This is a genomic window from Tunicatimonas pelagia, assembly GCF_030506325.1.
Taxonomy (GTDB): Bacteria; Bacteroidota; Bacteroidia; order Cytophagales; family Cyclobacteriaceae; genus Tunicatimonas; species Tunicatimonas pelagia.
The window spans coordinates 2,299,342-2,317,338 of the sequence record NZ_CP120683.1 but is presented as its reverse complement, the minus strand read 5'-3'; the positions used below and the strand labels follow the sequence as shown (position 1 = coordinate 2,317,338).

Below are 17,997 nucleotides of genomic sequence, written 5' to 3'. Positions count from 1 at the left end.
GAACAATTAAAGCAAAAGCTATTTTATCGCTAATCGTTAATCGTCCACTAACTTTCGTTATTGTCCTACTCTCAATTAACAATGAACAATGTGCAATGAACAATTAAAGCGAAAGCTATTTTATTGCTAATTGTTAATTGTACACTGCACATTGATTTTAATCGTCATCTTCATCGTCGTAGTCCGACATGGAAAACATACTGCTGAGTAAGTCTTTAAATTGGGTACCCGAAGTAAGTTGCTTTTTGCTGAGCTGACTGTACTCGGCCAATCCGTGCAGCGCAAATTCCATCATAAATAATTTTTCGGCCTCTCTCAAGCCTTTGTGGTACTCTTCTACCAAATCTTGCAAGCCGGGTACACTCTTTATCAACTTTTTGTACTGGCTATCGCTAAGGTCGTTAAGTAAATCTACTTCGTTTCCTTCGCCAAACCAGTTAACAATTTTTCGGTACGGGTTTCGTTCTTTCTGCTTACGTTTATCTTCCGGGTTCGGAAAATATTCCACAAACTGAGTGCGAATGGCTTTACCCACCAAGTTATGGGCTACAATGCCTGGGCCTTCCTGCTCGCCTTCGTATACCAACTCTACCTTTCCAGTGATAGACGGAATGACACCCACAAAATCAGACACGCGAATAAGGGTATTCTTCTCATTATTGATGAGCATTCGGCGTTCGGCGGAGCTTAGCAGGTTTTCGTAAGCTGAAATGGTTAAACGAGCAGAGATTCCACTTTTTTCGTCAACGTACTCACTTTCGCGTGCTTCAAAAGCAATTTGCTCAACCAAATCTTTCGCTATACTAGTAAGCGATATTTTCTCTTGAGGTTCCTTAACCTGAGCTTCCTGCTCAGTAATTTTACGGCTGATTTCTATAGAACGCGGGTAGTGGGTAATAATCTGGCTATCAATCCGGTCTTTTAGTGGCGTAACAATACTGCCCCGGTTGGTGTAGTCTTCGGGGTTGGCGGTAAATACAAACTGAATATCCAGCGGTAAGCGTACCCGGAATCCCCGAATCTGAATATCGCCCTCTTGCAAAATATTGAATAAGGCTACCTGAATGCGGGCTTGCAAATCGGGTAGCTCGTTAATAACAAAGATGCCCCGGTGCGAGCGCGGAACTAAGCCGTAGTGAATTACTCGTTCATCAGAATAAGGGAGTTTCAGCGAAGCGGCTTTGATAGGGTCAGTATCACCAATTAAATCAGCAACCGAAACGTCGGGCGTGGCTAATTTTTCGGTGTATCGTTCTGAGCGGTGTACCCAAGCGATTGGGGTCTTATCGCCGTGTTCTTCCACAGTAACTTTTCCGTAGTACGAAAGAGGCTGCAATGGGTCATCACTCAGTTCAGCTCCTTCAATAATCGGAATATATTCATCTAGCAACTCTACCATCATGCGAGCCATTTTAGTTTTGGCCTGTCCTCGCAATCCTAGAAAGATGATATTGTGCATGGAGAGAATGGCTCGTTCCGTATCGGGAATTACGGACTCTTCGTAGCCCCAAATACCTTCAAAAACAGATTCCTTGCTCTGAAGCCGATGAATGAGATTATCGCGTAACTCTTGCTTTACTGATCTGGGCTGATAGCCGCTGGCTTTTAGTTCACCGAGCGTATGAATTTTAGTCAGCTTATCAGAGGGTATATCTTGGTAATTCATGTACTATAATCGAATCAAAGAATAGGTAAATTGTTTGGTTACTTGCTGGGAGCCTAGTGCTTGGCATTATGTATAGATTGTACCTCACCCCAAACACTATACATTGAGCAACTTGCTTCTAAGCTTTAACATTTAATGACTACGTTATTGTTTGAAGTTTTTCCGGCGATTGCGGCGGTAGTCTTCAAAAATGAGGTGACCCAACCCTTTCAGGCTGCTGTAGTAGGCATTGCCGCTGTTTACCTGGGTAAATTTCTGAACGAACTGTTTCAGGTAGGGATCGGAAGCGATCATAAAGGTGGTAACTGGAATGCCCAATCGTCGGCATTGTGCTCCCAGGCTTAGCGTTTTATTCAGGATTTTGCTGTCCAGTCCAAAGCTATTTTTATAGTACTTAATGCCTTGCTTCAGGCAGGTGGGTTTGCCATCGGTAATCATGAAGATTTGCTTATTCGCGGTTTTCCGGCGACGCAGAATATCCATTGCCAGTTCCAGGCCGGCTACGGTATTGGTGTGGTATGGGCCAACTTGTAAATAAGGTAAGTCTTTGATTTGAATTTGCCAGGCATCATTTCCGAACACGATAATATCCAGTGTGTCCTTACGATACTTGGTGGTGATTAATTCGGCTAGAGCCATCGCTACTTTCTTGGCCGGAGTGATGCGGTCTTCACCGTAGAGAATCATGGAGTGCGAGATGTCAATCATTAGCACGGTAGAGGTCTGAGTTTTATACTCGGTATCATTTACCTCCAGGTCTCCTTCGGTGAGGGTAAAATCTCCCAAACCATGATTGATCTGAGCATTACGAATAGAATCAGTCATGGCAATTTGCTCCAGGGTATCGCCGAACTGGTAGTCACGACGATCAGTGCTGGGTTCATCGCCAAAACCGCTGTAGGGAGTCTTGTGGTCGCCCTTACCCGATTTTTTGAGCTTACCGAAGATTTCTTCTAACGCACTGCGCCGAATCTTCCGTTCGGTCTTGGCCGTCACCTCAAACTTCCCTTCGGGGTTTTCATCAGTGATGTAGCCTTTGTCTTTCAGGTCTTGGATGAAATCACCCATGCCGTAGTCAGCGTTGGTAATATTGTACTGGTTGTCCAGGCTAGTCATCCACTGCAAAGTTTCAGAAACATCACCCGAGGTGACTACCATCAGCTCCATAAAAATCTTCAGTAACTGGTCAAAAGTACTTTGCCCTTCCTGCTGAGGGTCGGGGGTATAATCGGTAAATCGGTAACCTATCATAGTCTCGAGAACGTGGTTAAGGGAGGTTTGTTTTGCACTTCAGTATTACGTAGATACGAAGTTGTTTTATGAAAACGACAAAAGCAAACACCTGGTTGGCACTGGATTTGATCTATTTCTGCTACAACATTTTTTACCTAACCATTAGTGCCATGAAATCTCTTTTATTATCACTCACAATGTTTGCCATAGTTTGTTGCACGCCCGTGTATTCTATTCAGGCGAAACCTATCCACCCTATTCGCCTCAAGAAATTGAAATTTTCTATGATGAAAATAAAATTGACCAACCCTATGAGATTATCGGAACCCTAGCTAATGGCGGAGGATCATTGGCAAGTCAAGAAAAAATTCAGCAGGCTATGATTGATCGAGCAAGGGCAGTAGGAGCCGATGCGATTGTTTTCCATGATATAGACATAGAGCATTCGGAAGCAACTGCAGCATTGATATTGAAAGCTAAAGCCGTTCGGTATCAGTATGAGGAAGGGAATTAGCTAGAGGAGGGCAATCAAGTAAACAAATCAGAACTGAGATAACGGTCGCCCCGGTCGCAAACGATGTGTACAATCACTCCTGAATCAATTTCTTCGGCTATTTGTAAGGCGGCATAGAGCGCGCCGCCGCTACTCATTCCTGATAATATTCCTTCTTCTTTCGCTAGTCGTTTGGTATGGGTTCGGGCATCGGCTTCGCTTACATCAATTACTCTATCCACTCGTTCCGGATCGAAGATCTTAGGTAAAAACTCAGGGCTCCATCGGCGAATGCCGGGAATACGGGAGCCATCGGTAGGTTGCGTACCCACAATCTGTACCGCTGAATTTTGTTCTTTCAGATAGCGAGACACTCCCATGATGGTACCTGTAGTGCCCATGGCTGAAACAAAGTGCGTGATTTGCCCTTCGGTACCTTGCCAGATTTCGGGACCGGTAGTACGATAATGCGCTTTATAATTGTCAGAATTAGCAAACTGATTGAGCATAAAATAGCCCTCGTCAGTAGACATTTGCTCAGCTAGCTCTCGGGAGTATTCTATGGTTTTTTCGGCGGGAGTGAGGATAACTTTAGCCCCGTAGGCTTCCATTGCCAGCACCCGCTCGCGGGTAGAATTATCCGGCATAATCAGAGTCATCTTCAGACCTAGTATACTAGCAATCATCGCCAGGGCAATTCCAGTATTTCCGCTGGTGGCTTCCACTAACTGATCGTCCACTTTAATATCACCTCGATCTAGCGCGCCTCTAATCATACCGTAGGCGGCTCGGTCTTTCACACTTCCTCCAGGGTTATTTCCCTCCAGTTTCCCTAGTAAGGTGACATTCTTTTTTTTAGGAATATTTTGCAATTCTACTAAAGGAGTGTTCCCAATGAGATCAACGAACTTCATAGACGGTATAGAAGAGAAAGTGAACGAAAAATATACTAACTGATTTTGTGGATGATAAGATCAGTATCCTGATCGGCATCATTATACATTCTCGATTGGTAATAAATCTTGGATTTAGGTGGCACGCTGCGGGTGAGCCAAACGTTGCCCCCAATGATACTGCCTTGTCCGATCACCGTTTTGCCTCCTAGAATGGTAGCTCCCGAATAAATAATCACGTGGTCTTCAATGGTGGGGTGGCGTTTAATTGCCGCATCTTCCTTATTCACACTTAGTGCTCCTAAGGTAACGTTCTGATAAATTTTAACGTGATTACCGATAATGGTAGTGGCTCCCACCACAATTCCGGTACCGTGGTCGATGCAAAAATGAGAGCCAATCTTAGCCGACGGATGAATGTCAATACCCGTTTTACTGTGCGCGTATTCGGTAATAATACGAGGTAAGTCCTCTACGCCCAGAAGATGTAATTGATGAGCAAAACGATAAGCAGCAATTGCGTAAAAGCCTGGATACGAGCGAATTACTTGGCTTCGGTCTTTAGCCGCTGGGTCGCCCTCGTAAATTCCGGTAACGTCATCTTGAATTAAATTATATATTGCAGGAACCGCATCAAAAAACGCCTGGGTTACTTGCGATACTTTTCCTAATTGCGATGGACTTTGTTGCAACAGACGATCAAGATCTTGCTGCAATTGCTCCATCAGCCCCACAAATGCTGCTTCTGACAGATGGGCTAGTTGAGTGAAGTCAGCGAACAGTGCCCCCAATAACTTATCAAAAAAAGTCGCTACCTCAGTAGGCGACGGGCAAGTAGTGCAGACTTGATGTGTGGCATAAATCTTTTTAAGAAATTGCGTAGTCATGCTCTAGGCCAAGTGATCGTTTAAGAAAGGTTATGCAAGTAGTCAGCTTTATGGACTATGCTCTCTTAAATACGGAAGGTTTAAGCAAGTGTTATCTTAATTGAGAAATATTAGGCTGCACTATTGGGTTTTGTTTTTGAAAGAGTGTACAAAATCCAGAAAGAAATCTAAATCCTGTTTGCGAGTGGCTATGCCGACCGATACTCTCACCGCACCCCGGGTGTGCCCTAGTTGCTCGACAATTTCTTGGTGGCTGCTCTCTCTATGCGAAACAAAGTAGTCTTCTAGCTCAGCAGTGTAAATATTGTGCTGAGTTTCGTCAATGCCGGGGTTGCAGAAGCAGCCTGAGCGAATGGAGATTGATCGCTTATTAGCCTCATGTTCAATGGTTTGAAAGTGATAACGCTCGCCCCGGGCATCGTAGAAATTCATAGCCAGAGTTCCACCAACTTCTTTTCGGTTAGTAGGGCCATAAACCTGAACCACCGGCTCGCCTGTAATATGACGTATTTTCTGAAGTTCGCGATAAAGATAATCGCTTAAAGACGTCACTCGGCTATTAATTCGCTCAATGCCAATTTGATTGATAAAATCGAGGCCAATCTTGATGGCAGGAAGGGATAGGTAGTCGACAGTGCCATCTTCAAACCGCTCGTGGTTATTCTCCAGAAAATGGTAATTGGCCCTGACAGAAGCTATTCGAACAGTTCCGCCTGCGAACCAGGGCTTTATCAGCTTATGGAACTTTGATTTTTTTACGAGTAGGCAACCAACTCCGGTAGGGTAGCCAAACATTTTGTAAAATGATAGGCTCACAAAATCGGGTTGAATGGTGGATAAATTGAGGGGCGAGGTTGGAACGAACGCCGCCGCATCGAGCAAAACATCCCAGCCTTGCTGTTGGGCTTGTAATACCCACTGTAAGTCGTGCTTTACGCCTGATACGTTAGATTGAGCCGGAAAGGTAAATAGTCTCTGATTGGTATCGTTAACTTGAGATAACTGAGCACGAAGTTGAGTAGCATCCACGGTCAAATCTTCTTGAAGGGCGACATATTCGTACGTTCCGCCCCGGTTGCTACAGTAACTTCGGAGGCCATTAATAGAATTATGGTTATCGACCAGAAGCAACAGTTGACCATTACTGCCGAACGGGTAAGATTCGCCTATGATCTTGATGGCACTTGAGGCATTTTGGGTAAAAATACAGTAGTAATCATACGCCTCAAAGTATTCGATTACTGCTTTTCTAGCACCTTCTACCAATGCCGTAGCGTATTGCGAAGTAGGGTTGGTAGAGTGTGGATTACCGAAAGTATTCTGCTTCAGAAGCGCAAAATGTTTTTCCAGTTGAGATGCTCCGTAAAGTCCTCCGCCGGTATAATCTAAATAGGTATGTCCTTGTTTTTCTAAGCGTTCAAACTCTTTGGCGAATAGCTGATTAAAAAACTGATTGTGTTTTAATTCTTCGCTAGTATTTTGCTCATCTAAGCGAATGTTATCTTGCGCTTTGAATACAACAGCCATAGAATATCATATTTTGTTTAGGTACTATGGATTAGTGGTTGTTGTAAGGCACACGTAATCAGTATGGCCTTTGAGGAAATACGAAAGCTGAGACGTGAAGCAAAAAAGATATGAGATATGAAAGCTGAACCGGGTACTGGGCGATGAGAAAGCTTTCGTATTTCATATCTCTGATTTCGCATTTGGTAGTGTGTGGAGAATAACGGATTCGAACCGTTGACCTCTTCGCTGCCAGCGAAGCGCTCTAGCCAGCTGAGCTAATCCCCCAGTGAAAATACGAAATATCAGATATAAAATGTGAAAAGTAGCTTTTTCATATCATTCGGTAACCCGGTTCAACTTTCACATCTTATATTTTGGATTGCGAATGTAGGCAAAAAGTGATAAAATTAAAAGGGGCGGCGGGCTTTTACGAAGGTACGGCGATAATAATCGGAAAAGATATTACTTTCTACTACTCCCAGCTTGGTAGAGGCATGAATAAACTGCACATTATTTTTTCCTCTAACTTCAGTTACTAACCCCGCGTGGGTGACTTTACGGCTATGTTTGCTTTTAGTGGCAAAGAAGACTAAATCGCCGGGGCGCAACTCGCGAATACTAACTAGTCGGCCAAACTTACTCTGCTCTGCTGATGTGCGAGGCAGATTAATTCCAGCTTCCTGAAACGAAATCATGAGTAAACCCGAACAGTCCATCCCACCCCGAGTGGTGCCCCCCCAGCGGTAAGGGGTTCCGGCGAAGGAACGAGCTGTATTAATAATTTTTTGCTGTTGGTCGTCTAATTTGTTAATCCGGGCGGTACGCTTAGGAGTACTTGGTACTTTTGCAGCAGGTCGGGCCGGAGGGGGAGAAACCGACCGACGCGTCGTTGGCTTCTTCGACGTAGCGCATCCGGTTAATAGGCATACCAATAGGAATCCCAGAGGGAAAAAGAGCTGTTTAGACATACACCGTAATTGTTCGTATCGTCAATATAACGGAATCTGGTTGGCTAACGTGATAAGGATGTGCTATATTTTGCGAATTTTGTAGCAAAACAAGGGTTAAATGGCTAAGAAAGACCAATACAGTTTTTTTGAGGATGTGTACGCCGTAGTAAAACTCATTCCGCCCGGTAGGGTTACTAGCTACGGAACCATCGCACATTATTTGGGTGCTAAAGGTAGTGCCCGCATGGTGGGCTGGGCCATGAATCAGGCGCACACTGACCCCGAAGTTCCTGCCCATCGGGTAGTAAACCGAAACGGATTACTCACGGGAAAACATCATTTTGCTACGCCTACGGCTATGCAAGAGCGTTTAGAGCAAGAGGGAGTCAGGGTTGTAGATGATAAGGTTCAAGATTTTGATCATCATTTTTGGAATCCAGCTGAAGAGCTTGAATAAGAAACGGAGAACGGAATTTTGAAAGACAGAAGGTAAAAAACAAATCAATGATGATCTGCCGCCATTTTATTGCTCTTTTATTTGTTGGGGCGTTATTTGGAGCTTGTGCTCAATCGCCTCAAACGCAGACAAGTGCTACTCAGAGTACGGATAGCCTATATACTTTTGGTAATCCGACCAGTGCGGATGGTACGGGGAAATTTTACTTTGGGAGAGATATTGCCCAAGTGATGGGGCACTTGGGAGCCGGATGGCTGGAACGGTCGGAGCGAGAGAAGGAAGAACGTACCGATCTGCTTATTGATGCCCTAGCGTTGAAACAAGACGATGTGGTTGCGGATATTGGAGCGGGTTCGGGTTACTTCACTTTTCGGATGAGTCCGCTGGTACCGCAGGGGAAAGTGCTAGCGGTAGATATTCAGCCGGAGATGCTACAAATGATAGAAGAAAAAGAGCAGAAGCAGCAAATCAAAAACATAGAGACTGTTTTGGGTACGATTGAAGACCCCAAACTGCCTAAAGGCTCAGTAGATTGGGTTCTACTGGTGGATGCCTATCATGAGTTTTCTCATCCCTACGAAATGATGTTAGCGATTGCCGAGTCGCTATCGCCCACTGGGAAAGTAGCCTTAGTAGAATACCGGGCGGAAGACCCATCGGTGCCTATCAAGCCCCGGCACAAAATGACCGAAGCCCAGGCCGTAAAAGAAATGGAAGCAGTAGGTCTTGAATTAGTAGAAAACAAAGACCTACTGCCCCAACAGCACTTAATGATTTTTCAAAGGGAATAGTGTTATGGTGTTAAAGCGCGAAGTGTTATAGATACTATATTAACCCTTATTTAAGCACCATAACACTAAACACCCTTACTAGGCTTTCTGCGGCTTCCGGGCAGGTGCTTCGGCTCGTCGCTGGGTCAGGTCTACTACTACCGGAGATGCAATGTATACCGATGAATACGTACCGACTAGTATACCGATAAATAAGGCAAACGAGAAGCCTCGTAGTACCTCACCACCAAACACGAGTAGAATAAATACCACCAACAAGGTAGTGAGTGAAGTAATTAGCGTACGGCTCATTACGTTATTTACCGATTCATTAACCGCCTCTTCTAGCGGTAGCCGAGGCTTCACCCCCAATGTTTCCCGAATACGGTCAAATACAATTACGGTATCGTTAATGGAGTAACCTACAATGGTAAGCATTGCTGCAATAAATACCTGATCTACCTCGTAGCGTACACCGAGTAGTCCGGCAATGGCGTAAGCCCCCAATACAAACAGTACATCGTGAAACAAGGCAATAATCGCCCCGGTACTGTACTGCCACTTACGGAAACGAATTAAAATATAGAGGAAGATCACAATCAGTGAAAAGACAATCGCCTCCAGGGAAGCATTCAAAATATCATCGGCAATAGTGGCTCCCACTTTAGATGAACTAGAAATGGTAAACTGATTCTCTCCCAATTCAGCTGTGTTTTCTACGAAATTCCCTCCGGTAAACTCGGTAATTCCACCCAATAGCCGCTGGCGTACATCAGTATCGGCTTCGTCTGATTCATCACCTACCAAATAACTCGTGGTAATTTTCAGCACATTAGTAGCTCCGAAAGTTTTTACCTCTACCGCTTTATCCTCAAAATCATCCGAAAGCGAAGTCATTAAATCGGAAGGTACTACCGCCTCATCAAATGTCACTACGTAAGAGCGGCCACCCTTAAAATCAACGCCTAAATTAAGAGGTTGAGAGATAAGCGCAATCAATCCCAAACCAATAAAAGCTCCGCTAAAGATGTAAGCAATTCTTCGCTTCGACATGAAGTCAAAGTTCAAATTATTGAGCAAGTTTCCGGAGAAAGGCATTGAGAAGGAAACCTTACTTTCATCGCCTTTGCGGGTCATCCATTCAATAATTACCCGGGTGATGAACACCGCCGAGAAGAACGAGCAGATAATACCGATCATCAAGGTTACGGCAAATCCTCGTACCGGCCCTTGTCCAAAAATGAATAAGATTAGAGCCGTTAAGAACGTAGTAGCATTGGAGTCAATAATTGAACTGTAGGCTTTGTTGTATCCGGTCTTTATTGCTGCTTTCAGCCGCATTCCGTTTCGTAGCTCCTCGCGGATACGTTCAAAAATCAGTACGTTAGCATCAATGGCCATACCAATGGTTAGTACAATACCAGCAATGCCCGGTAAGGTGAGTGCGGCACCAACCGTTGGTTGCGCCAAGATTCCCAGTACAAAGAAGATGTTGAACAGCAGGGCTACATTGGCTACCAATCCACCTTTAGCGTAGTAGATAATCATAAAGATCACCACCAGTCCTAGCCCGACTAAGATAGAGGTAACCCCTTGCTTGATAGCCAAGCGACCTAGGGTAGGGCCAACAATTGCTTCTTCCACAATGCGGGTGGGAGCGGGTAGTGCCCCGGCCTCCAGAATGTTCGCTAAGTCTTGGGCTTCCTGGATCTCAAAGTTTCCGGAGATGATAGAGCTACCACTCGGAATTTCTTCATTCACTACTGGGGCTGAGTACACTCGGTTATCAAGTACAATCGCAATTTGCTGACCAACACTATTGGCTGTTAGCCGACGCCACAGTCGGGTTCCTTCCGCATTCATCTGCATACTCACTGCCGGACGGGCATTTTGATCGTAATCTTGACGGGCGTTTGTAACTACCTCACCAGTTAGTGGAGCTTTTCCTCCTCGTCCCCGCTGTAACGTATACAGTTGCAACACGGGGTTCTGTTCATCGTCGGGCTTTACTTGCCAAGCCAAGCTCAAATCAGAAGGTAGTAATGACTGTACATCTTCCCGCTGGAAAATATCATTGATTTTAGCAGTATCCTCTACCCGGTAGGCTAAACCACCGAAACCATTCTGCACCAAGCTATACAAGGGCGAAACCTGAGAGTTTATCATAGAATCTAGAGCAGTAGAATCTGCATCAGCCCCCGATAGCTGCGCTTCTAAATCATCTTCCCCTTCATTCTCCGCAATCTCCGGTACATCGTCTTGGTCTAAAGCTCCTTCCAGTGTTTCCGAATCTTCGGTAGGGTTTAAATCCGATAAATCGTCTTCACCCTCATCGGCTAAAGCATCTGCCAGCGATTCACCTTCTCCCGGTTCCATTTCGGATACTAATAGGTTGTTAATCGCCTGAATGGCACTGCCTAGTTCGGGAGAGTTGTACACTTGTAAGAATTCTAGTTTGGCTACCCCCTGTAAGAGCTTACGCACCCGCTCAGGATTGTCAACCCCAGGTAGCTCTACCTGAATCCGGCCAGTTCCCTGCAAGCGCTGAATGTTAGGCTGGGAGGTTCCGAACCGATCAATTCGGGTACGAAGGATGTTGAAGGAGCGGTCAATGGCATTTTCTACTTCCTCATCAATAATTTCCATCACCTCATCGTTGGTAGAACCACGGCTAATTCGACCTCGGTTAGCGGCATTGGCGAAGATTTGGCTCAACGGCTTGTTCGGAGCTACCTCTTGAAAAGCATCGGCAAACAAGGTAGTAAACCGTTCTTGGCTGTTCACCCGCCGCTCCTGGGCTAAGTCAAGTGCCTGAAGGAAGTCAGCATCTTTATTATCACCCGATAGTGCCCGGATAATTTCGGTAGGGGAAACTTCTAGCACCACGTGCATTCCACCCCGTAAATCCAGACCCAGGTTGAGTTCAGTTTCTTTTACTTCTTCGTAAGTGTACTCAATGCCCAGTAGGTTGTAGACCGGTTCGGTCCATACTGAGTCCAGGTAGTCTTGCTTCTTGGCAAAATCGATATTGCCCTCCGCATCAGTAGCGTAGGTCTCGGCCTTTTTCTGCACTTGGTTAGAAACCACCGTAAACGATAAATAGTAGATACAGAGCAGGGAGACGAGTACGGTAAGAATAACGATACCACTTCGGTTCCGCATAATTGTAAGGATTAATAATTAGACTAATTTTTTAAATATGAATTGATGTGAGAGTATAGCTAAACGTACTTTCTGCCAGTTAGCGAGCTCTCGAGTATTGATTGAGGAAAAGAAGACAGCTAGGGGGCGTTAGGCGAAATTATTTGCCGAAAGAGCGTCAGAAAAAGCTGACTCGGTGGGAGGGGGGCGTTGGCTGATATAGTAGAAGTCTCTTCCTCAATCAGCACCCATTCCCGCAGAAAATGATATACGAACAGAATATGAATCTTACTGATAGGAATAACGGCCTCCTGAAAATTGGAGATCGTGGTAGATTGGTCAGCATCATCAGCCGGAACCGATTGCTCGTGGTTTGCCAAGTCGCTTTCGCCCCTGGGGAAATGCACAGCAGTGCCACCGGTAACCCAAAGTAGTAGGATTAACGTTAGTATAGATACAATCCGTGATTGTTCAGTTAATATGGTACGTACTGTATTCATACGAAAAGTGTGGCAAAGCTAGGGAATCTTTGCCTAAACACAAAGGTGAAAAAAATATCCGTCGTTTGGTAAATTAATTTCGGTTATTTCTATGTTATATAAATAGCAAAAAGCTGTAGTTGAATAGCAAAAGATACGAAGGCGGAATAAGGATGTATTTGAGAAACGCACACTTTTTTCGTATTTTTGAAGGCAGTTTTTGCAACGATATTTGAATTCAGGAACGAATTTGGTTCAATGTAATCCTCAAATCGTGGAATCGAAAACAACGCAAGACCACATAGCACTTGATTTATCCATAGAAGAGATTCTAAACGACTATCGCATTGCCTGGGAGAGCCGTCACACCAGCTTGTTAGGCCGAAAGGAAGTATTCATGGGCAAGGCAAAATTTGGCGTGTTTGGTGACGGCAAAGAAGTAGCTCAGATTGCGATGGCCAAAGCTTTTCAGAAGGGAGATTTTCGTTCGGGTTACTACCGCGACCAGACGTTTATGTTCGCCACCGGGCAAATTACCTTACAGCAGTTTTTTGCTCAGATTTACGCACACGCTAATGTTGAGCACGAACCTTCTTCCGGTGGGCGTTCCATGAATTCTCACTTCGGCACCCGCCTAATTGACCCTGAAACCGGGCAATTTCACTCTCAAACCGATCAGTATAATACTGGGTCGGATCTTTCACCCACAGCGGGACAAATTCCTCGCTCACTAGGATTAGCCTACGCTTCCAAACTGTACCGCCAGAACCCGGAACTGCACGACATGGGCCGGTTTTCAGTAAATGGTAGCGAAGTGACGTTCGCCACTATTGGTGATGCCTCTACGTCGGAAGGCATGTTCCTGGAAACAGTAAATGCTGCCGGGGTTTTGCAGGTGCCGTTGGTAATTTCTGTTTGGGACGATGGCTACGGAATCTCGGTTCCTAAGGAATATCATACCACCAAAGAAAGCATTTCGGAAGCGTTGGAAGGTTTTCAGCGAACATCGGCGACAGAAGGTCTGGAGATTATTACTGTAAAAGGGTGGGACTACGAAAATCTGTGCGAAACGTATCAGGCTGCTACCCGATTGTCGCGAAGAAAACATGTACCCATACTGATTCATGTGGAAGAGTTAACCCAACCGCAGGGGCACTCTACCTCTGGCTCGCACGAGCGGTATAAATCCGAAGAGCGGTTGGCTTGGGAGAGCGAGTACGACTGCAACCGAAAAATGCGGGAGTGGATCGTTAATAACGGTTTTGCTTCTGAAGAGCGATTGGACGAAATAGAAGAAGCAGCCAAACATACCGCCCGGCAAGCTCGGGATGCCGCCTGGAAGGCCTACCGTAGTGAGCTGAATGCCGAAATTAGTCAAGCTAAGCAGTTGGTTGTAGCCGTTGCTCAGGCGAGCTCAGAAAAAGTGACTATTCAGCAGCTTATTAAGCAAGTGGAGAAGAAGCCTAATGCTAGTCGCTTAGATGTGGTACGCTTAGCGAAAAAAACGTTACGGCTGGTACGAAACGAGCAGCACGAAGCGCGTAATCAGCTTATTGAATGGTTAAATTCCTACGGAGAAGACAACGAGGAGCGGTACAGCAGTCACCTGTACAGCCAAACTAAAAAATCTGCGTTGAATGTTCCGACTATTCCTCCCTCATTTAACAAGAGCAGTAAGTCAGTAGACGGTCGGCAAGTACTAAATGCGTGCTTTGATGAAGCACTAGCCCGCGACCCACGGATTTTTGCCATTGGAGAGGATGTAGGTAAAATTGGGGATGTAAACCAGGGCTTCGCCGGATTACAAGCCAAACACGGCATTCTGCGAGTGACCGATACAGGAATTCGGGAGCCGTCTATCATTGGTCAAGGCATCGGCGCGGCTTTGCGGGGCTTACGTCCGATTGTAGAGATACAGTACTTAGACTATATCTACTACGCACTGGCCACCCTAACTGATGATTTAGCCTCCCTGCGGTACCGAACCATGAATGGGCAAGGAGCACCGCTCATTATTCGTACTCGTGGGCATCGTTTGGAAGGTATTTGGCACTCCGGCTCGCCTATGGGAGCTATCCTAAACAGTTTGCGAGGTATCTATATACTGGTTCCCCGAAATATGGTGCAAGCAGCTGGATTCTACAATACCATGCTACAGTCCGACGATCCAGCTCTGATTGTAGAAAGCTTAAACGGCTACCGCCTGAAAGAAAAGCTGCCCAATAACGTAGGCGAGTTTACGGTACCTTTAGGCCAACCTGAAGTGCTACGAGAGGGCAACGACGTAACAATTGTTACCTACGGCTCCATGTGTCGGGTGGTAATGCAAGCAGCATCTGAATTAGCCGAAGTCGGCATTTCTTGCGACGTGATTGACGTACAAACGTTACTCCCTTTTGATGTTAATCATCGCATAGTTAAATCTATTGAAAAGACCAATCGGGTGGTTTTTGCGGATGAAGATGTTCCTGGCGGTGCATCGGCTTATATGATGCAGCAAGTACTAGAAGGGCAGCAGGCTTATCGGTACTTAGATTCTCAGCCCCGCACGATCACTAGTCGGGCGCACCGTCCGGCCTATGGCTCAGACGGAGACTATTTTTCTAAGCCCAACGTGGAAACAGTTTTCGATACGGTATACAGCCTTATGGTTGAATTCGATCCAGGCCAGTTTAAGGAAATGTACCGGTAAATACTATCTGATCCCTTTTCTTACAGCAGGTGCAGTTCATAAAATGGTCAAGCATATAGTTCCAGTATAATAGTTTCTTGCTATTATAATATTTATATCCCTTTTCTTTTATCTTTCCACTTAGCTTACAGTTAATTTTTTCAAAAAGTTACATAAGGTCTCTCTCCCTGATTTTGAGGTAGTTATTGCTTAGAAATTGGAAATTGTATATTGCGCTCAACTATTAGCCCGTCTACCTCTGGGTAGTAATTACGTCGGAATAATAGCTGGCTTACAATTAATTATTTTCCATGAGAATTGCGCTTGTTACCAACACCGCTTGGAACATTTACAATTTCCGATTAGGATTAATCCAGGCTCTTCAGCAGCAAGGTCATCAGGTGGTCTCAATTGCCCCGCCCGACCCTTATTCCGATCGCTTGCGAGAGGATGGAATAACATTGTACGATGTAAACATGGATAGCCGGGGGGTAAACCCCGTGCGAGATGCATCCCTCATCTTAGAACTATACCGTTTGTACGGTAAGTTAGAACTAGATCTGATTCTTCATTTTACGGTGAAGCCCAATATTTACGGAACCTTGGCGGCCAGTTATCTAAAAATTCCGGTTATTAATAATGTTTGCGGGTTGGGTACGGTTTTTCTACAAGATGGAATGGTATCGGCGGTAGCTAAGTGGTTGTATCGCGTATCCTTCCGGTTTTCCGAAAAAGTATTTTTTCATAATCCCGACGACCACGATCTATTTATCAGAGAGGGATTGTTGAATAGTAATAAAGCAGATGTAGTGCCCGGTTCGGGAATTGATACGCTACGATTTCAGCCAGATAGTCAGCCAGTTTCTTCCCAGCATACATTCACTTTCCTGGTGATCTCTAGGTTAATCTATGACAAAGGTATTGTAGAATATATAGAGGCGGCTCAGCAGTTGAAGTCTCAGGGTATTGCCGTACGATGCCAACTACTAGGGGCCAAAGATCCTAATCATAAGCGAGGAATTCCAGTAGGTCTGGTTGACCAGTGGGTTCAGAGTGGTGTAGTTGATTACTTAGGAACGACAGATGATGTGCGTTTCCTTATTCAACAGGCCGATTGTGTGGTGCTTCCCTCGTACCGTGAAGGGTTGCCCCGAACGTTACTAGAAGCTGCCAGCTTACAAAAACCCATTGTAGCGACTGATACTCCGGGCTGTCGGCACGTAGTGAAGCACGGAATAAACGGACTGCTTTGCAAAGTAAGAGATGCTGCTGATTTGGCGGAGAAAATGCTAACGATGGCTCAACTGGCTCAGGAAGAAGTACGGGTAATGGGTGAGCGAGGACGCGAGATGGTGCAAGCTAAGTTTAGTCAGCAGGTAGTAGTTGATAAATACGTTCGGGCCATAGATGAAATGAATGTAAACTAATAAATAGTTACGGGAAGCATTTTCTTTTCCCAGTTATTATCATAAAATTGCTTACAAGCAATATGAAGATAAGAAAAACATCAATAGAAGGACTAATAGAGATTATTCCAGATTTATACCGAGATAGTCGAGGGTTCTTTCTGGAAACATTTCATATAGAAAAATACCGAGAAATCGGTGTAGATAGGCAATTTGTCCAGTCGAACCAATCCTTCTCAACCAAAGGGGTACTACGCGGACTACATATGCAGTTGCCACCTTATCAGCAGGGTAAACTGGTGAGTGTAAGTAAGGGGAAAGTACTAGATGTGGCGGTTGATCTTCGGAAAGGTTCCTCTACCTTTGGGCATTACGAAAGTGTTGTGCTGGATAGTGAGCGATGCAACCAATTTTACGTACCTGAAGGGTTTGCCCACGGTTTTGTGGCACTAGAAGAAAGTGTTTTCAGCTATCAGTGTACCAATGTTTATGATAAAGCTTCTGAGGCTGGAATCATTTGGGATGATGCCGATCTTGCCATCGACTGGGAACTGGAAAAATATGATATTCAGGAACCCATTATCTCCGATAAAGATTTGGCATTACCTCGCTTGTCTGAATACCAGAAGCAGTATACTTAAGGTTAACGCTATTGAAAGTACTCCTTCATCTTACGGTCTGTGTTTGCTTGTTATTTCTTCTAAGTTCATGTGGGGCGTACCGCAACCGTATTTTGTTTAGCACTGAGCAAGAGATCATAAAAGAAGAATTACAAATAGCAGTGGCCGATGCAGACAAAAATTATATAATCCAGCCTAATGATTTTTTGGAGGTAGAGGTATACACGAATGATGGGGAGTTACTAATTGATCCCAACCGGGAAATTGCCCGAGAAGTAGGTATGATGAATCAGAATAACCAAATGCGACTCATGCCCCAGTACTTAGTACTCAGTAATGGTGTGGTGGAACTTCCTCTTGTGGGTGAAGTAGAGGTTGCTGGTTACACGCTGAAGGAAGCTACTGATTTGTTAAAACAGCAGTACGAGGAGTTTTACGAAGATACCTATGTATTGCTGAGGTACGTGAATAAACGGGTAATTGTATTAGGGGCAGCAGGTGGGCAAGTAATTCCGCTGATGAATGAAAATACCAATCTCGTAGAAGTATTAGCATTGGCCGGAGGGGTAGGCAATATTTCCCGAACCGATAACATCCGCCTTATTCGGGGTAACCTCGACGATCCCGAGGTGAGGCTTATTAATTTATCAACCGTTGAGGGTATGAAGCAGGCCTCGCTGAAAGTGTTGCCAGGAGATATAATATATGTACAACCCGTGCAGCGAATAACCTCAGAGGTGTTGCGGGACATCTCCCCAATTTTTAGTCTAATAACCAGTACAATAACGTTAGTCTTACTAATAACTCAGCTATCCGAGTAAA

15 protein-coding genes and 1 tRNA gene are annotated in these 17,997 nt (G+C 45.0%); 7 read left to right on the top strand and 9 right to left on the bottom strand.

The window, feature by feature from the left end:
* Positions 1 to 157: 157 nt before the first annotated feature.
* Both P0M28_RS09710 and P0M28_RS09705 read right to left on the bottom strand, forming a co-directional pair.
* Positions 158 to 1,666, bottom strand: a complete 1,509-nt coding sequence (locus tag P0M28_RS09710; protein WP_302209686.1) for a sigma 54-interacting transcriptional regulator — start codon at positions 1,664 to 1,666, stop codon at positions 158 to 160.
* A gap of 144 nt (positions 1,667 to 1,810) precedes the next feature.
* Positions 1,811 to 2,917 carry a vWA domain-containing protein gene (locus tag P0M28_RS09705; protein WP_302209684.1) on the bottom strand — a complete coding sequence of 369 codons (1,107 nt, stop codon included), beginning with the start codon at positions 2,915 to 2,917 and terminating at the stop codon, positions 1,811 to 1,813.
* A gap of 193 nt (positions 2,918 to 3,110) precedes the next feature.
* On the opposite strand from P0M28_RS09705, the gene P0M28_RS09700 reads away from it, so the two are divergent.
* Positions 3,111 to 3,413, top strand: a complete 303-nt coding sequence (locus P0M28_RS09700) for a hypothetical protein (RefSeq protein ID WP_302209683.1) — start codon at positions 3,111 to 3,113, stop codon at positions 3,411 to 3,413.
* Positions 3,414 to 3,427: 14 nt separating this feature from the next.
* Here the strand turns inward: P0M28_RS09700 and cysM are convergent, their stop codons facing one another.
* The 5 genes from cysM to P0M28_RS09675 all read right to left on the bottom strand — a co-directional run bounded on the left by cysM (position 3,428) and on the right by P0M28_RS09675 (position 7,649).
* Positions 3,428 to 4,306, bottom strand: a complete 879-nt coding sequence (gene cysM / locus P0M28_RS09695; RefSeq protein ID WP_302209681.1) for a cysteine synthase CysM — start codon at positions 4,304 to 4,306, stop codon at positions 3,428 to 3,430.
* 35 nt (positions 4,307 to 4,341) lie between these two features.
* The gene (locus P0M28_RS09690) at positions 4,342 to 5,172 is read right to left on the bottom strand and encodes a serine O-acetyltransferase (RefSeq protein ID WP_302209680.1); all 831 of its coding nucleotides are present in this window, start codon (positions 5,170 to 5,172) and stop codon (positions 4,342 to 4,344) included.
* Positions 5,173 to 5,292: 120 nt separating this feature from the next.
* Positions 5,293 to 6,699 (bottom strand): aminotransferase class V-fold PLP-dependent enzyme, encoded by a 1,407-nt coding sequence (locus P0M28_RS09685; protein WP_302209679.1) that lies wholly within the window; start codon positions 6,697 to 6,699, stop codon positions 5,293 to 5,295.
* 193 nt (positions 6,700 to 6,892) lie between these two features.
* A tRNA-Ala gene (locus P0M28_RS09680) sits at positions 6,893 to 6,966 on the bottom strand.
* A gap of 122 nt (positions 6,967 to 7,088) precedes the next feature.
* Entirely contained in the window at positions 7,089 to 7,649 is a 561-nt protein-coding gene (locus P0M28_RS09675) for a C40 family peptidase (protein WP_302209677.1), read from the bottom strand.
* A 100-nt stretch (positions 7,650 to 7,749) separates the two neighbouring features.
* On the opposite strand from P0M28_RS09675, the gene P0M28_RS09670 reads away from it, so the two are divergent.
* Both P0M28_RS09670 and P0M28_RS09665 read left to right on the top strand, forming a co-directional pair.
* A complete protein-coding gene (locus P0M28_RS09670) occupies positions 7,750 to 8,088 on the top strand; it encodes an MGMT family protein (protein ID WP_302209675.1) in 339 nt (112 codons plus the stop codon).
* 47 nt (positions 8,089 to 8,135) lie between these two features.
* Positions 8,136 to 8,879, top strand: a complete 744-nt coding sequence (locus P0M28_RS09665; RefSeq protein ID WP_367281909.1) for a class I SAM-dependent methyltransferase — start codon at positions 8,136 to 8,138, stop codon at positions 8,877 to 8,879.
* Positions 8,880 to 8,957: 78 nt separating this feature from the next.
* Here the strand turns inward: P0M28_RS09665 and secDF are convergent, their stop codons facing one another.
* Positions 8,958 to 12,020, bottom strand: a complete 3,063-nt coding sequence (gene secDF / locus P0M28_RS09660; protein ID WP_302209673.1) for a protein translocase subunit SecDF — start codon at positions 12,018 to 12,020, stop codon at positions 8,958 to 8,960.
* A 119-nt stretch (positions 12,021 to 12,139) separates the two neighbouring features.
* Entirely contained in the window at positions 12,140 to 12,499 is a 360-nt protein-coding gene (locus P0M28_RS09655) for a hypothetical protein (RefSeq protein WP_302209672.1), read from the bottom strand.
* Between the two features lie 253 nt (positions 12,500 to 12,752).
* On the opposite strand from P0M28_RS09655, the gene P0M28_RS09650 reads away from it, so the two are divergent.
* From P0M28_RS09650 to P0M28_RS09635, 4 genes are all read left to right on the top strand, one after another.
* Entirely contained in the window at positions 12,753 to 15,170 is a 2,418-nt protein-coding gene (locus P0M28_RS09650; protein ID WP_302209670.1) for an alpha-ketoacid dehydrogenase subunit alpha/beta, read from the top strand.
* 290 nt (positions 15,171 to 15,460) lie between these two features.
* Positions 15,461 to 16,576: a glycosyltransferase family 4 protein gene (locus P0M28_RS09645; RefSeq protein ID WP_302209668.1), complete on the top strand. Its 1,116-nt coding sequence runs from the start codon at positions 15,461 to 15,463 to the stop codon at positions 16,574 to 16,576.
* Positions 16,577 to 16,638: 62 nt separating this feature from the next.
* Positions 16,639 to 17,196, top strand: coding sequence for a dTDP-4-dehydrorhamnose 3,5-epimerase (rfbC, locus tag P0M28_RS09640; RefSeq protein WP_302209667.1), 558 nt, complete (start codon positions 16,639 to 16,641; stop codon positions 17,194 to 17,196).
* Between the two features lie 11 nt (positions 17,197 to 17,207).
* Positions 17,208 to 17,996: a polysaccharide biosynthesis/export family protein gene (locus tag P0M28_RS09635; RefSeq protein ID WP_302209666.1), complete on the top strand. Its 789-nt coding sequence runs from the start codon at positions 17,208 to 17,210 to the stop codon at positions 17,994 to 17,996.
* The last annotated feature ends 1 nt before the right edge of the window (position 17,997 follow it).

Bases quoted from the DNA above. Each gene is read 5' to 3' on its own strand.
- secDF (WP_302209673.1), bottom strand. From the start codon at position 12,020: ATGCGGAACCGAAGTGGTATCGTTATTCTTACCGTACTCGTCTCCCTG.
- P0M28_RS09665 (WP_367281909.1), top strand. From the start codon at position 8,136: ATGATGATCTGCCGCCATTTTATTGCTCTTTTATTTGTTGGGGCGTTA.
- cysM (WP_302209681.1), bottom strand. From the start codon at position 4,306: ATGAAGTTCGTTGATCTCATTGGGAACACTCCTTTAGTAGAATTGCAA.
- P0M28_RS09675 (WP_302209677.1), bottom strand. From the start codon at position 7,649: ATGTCTAAACAGCTCTTTTTCCCTCTGGGATTCCTATTGGTATGCCTA.
- P0M28_RS09685 (WP_302209679.1), bottom strand. From the start codon at position 6,699: ATGGCTGTTGTATTCAAAGCGCAAGATAACATTCGCTTAGATGAGCAA.
- P0M28_RS09655 (WP_302209672.1), bottom strand. From the start codon at position 12,499: ATGAATACAGTACGTACCATATTAACTGAACAATCACGGATTGTATCT.
- P0M28_RS09690 (WP_302209680.1), bottom strand. From the start codon at position 5,172: ATGACTACGCAATTTCTTAAAAAGATTTATGCCACACATCAAGTCTGC.
- P0M28_RS09645 (WP_302209668.1), top strand. From the start codon at position 15,461: ATGAGAATTGCGCTTGTTACCAACACCGCTTGGAACATTTACAATTTC.
- P0M28_RS09705 (WP_302209684.1), bottom strand. From the start codon at position 2,917: ATGATAGGTTACCGATTTACCGATTATACCCCCGACCCTCAGCAGGAA.
- P0M28_RS09710 (WP_302209686.1), bottom strand. From the start codon at position 1,666: ATGAATTACCAAGATATACCCTCTGATAAGCTGACTAAAATTCATACG.
- rfbC (WP_302209667.1), top strand. From the start codon at position 16,639: ATGAAGATAAGAAAAACATCAATAGAAGGACTAATAGAGATTATTCCA.
- P0M28_RS09670 (WP_302209675.1), top strand. From the start codon at position 7,750: ATGGCTAAGAAAGACCAATACAGTTTTTTTGAGGATGTGTACGCCGTA.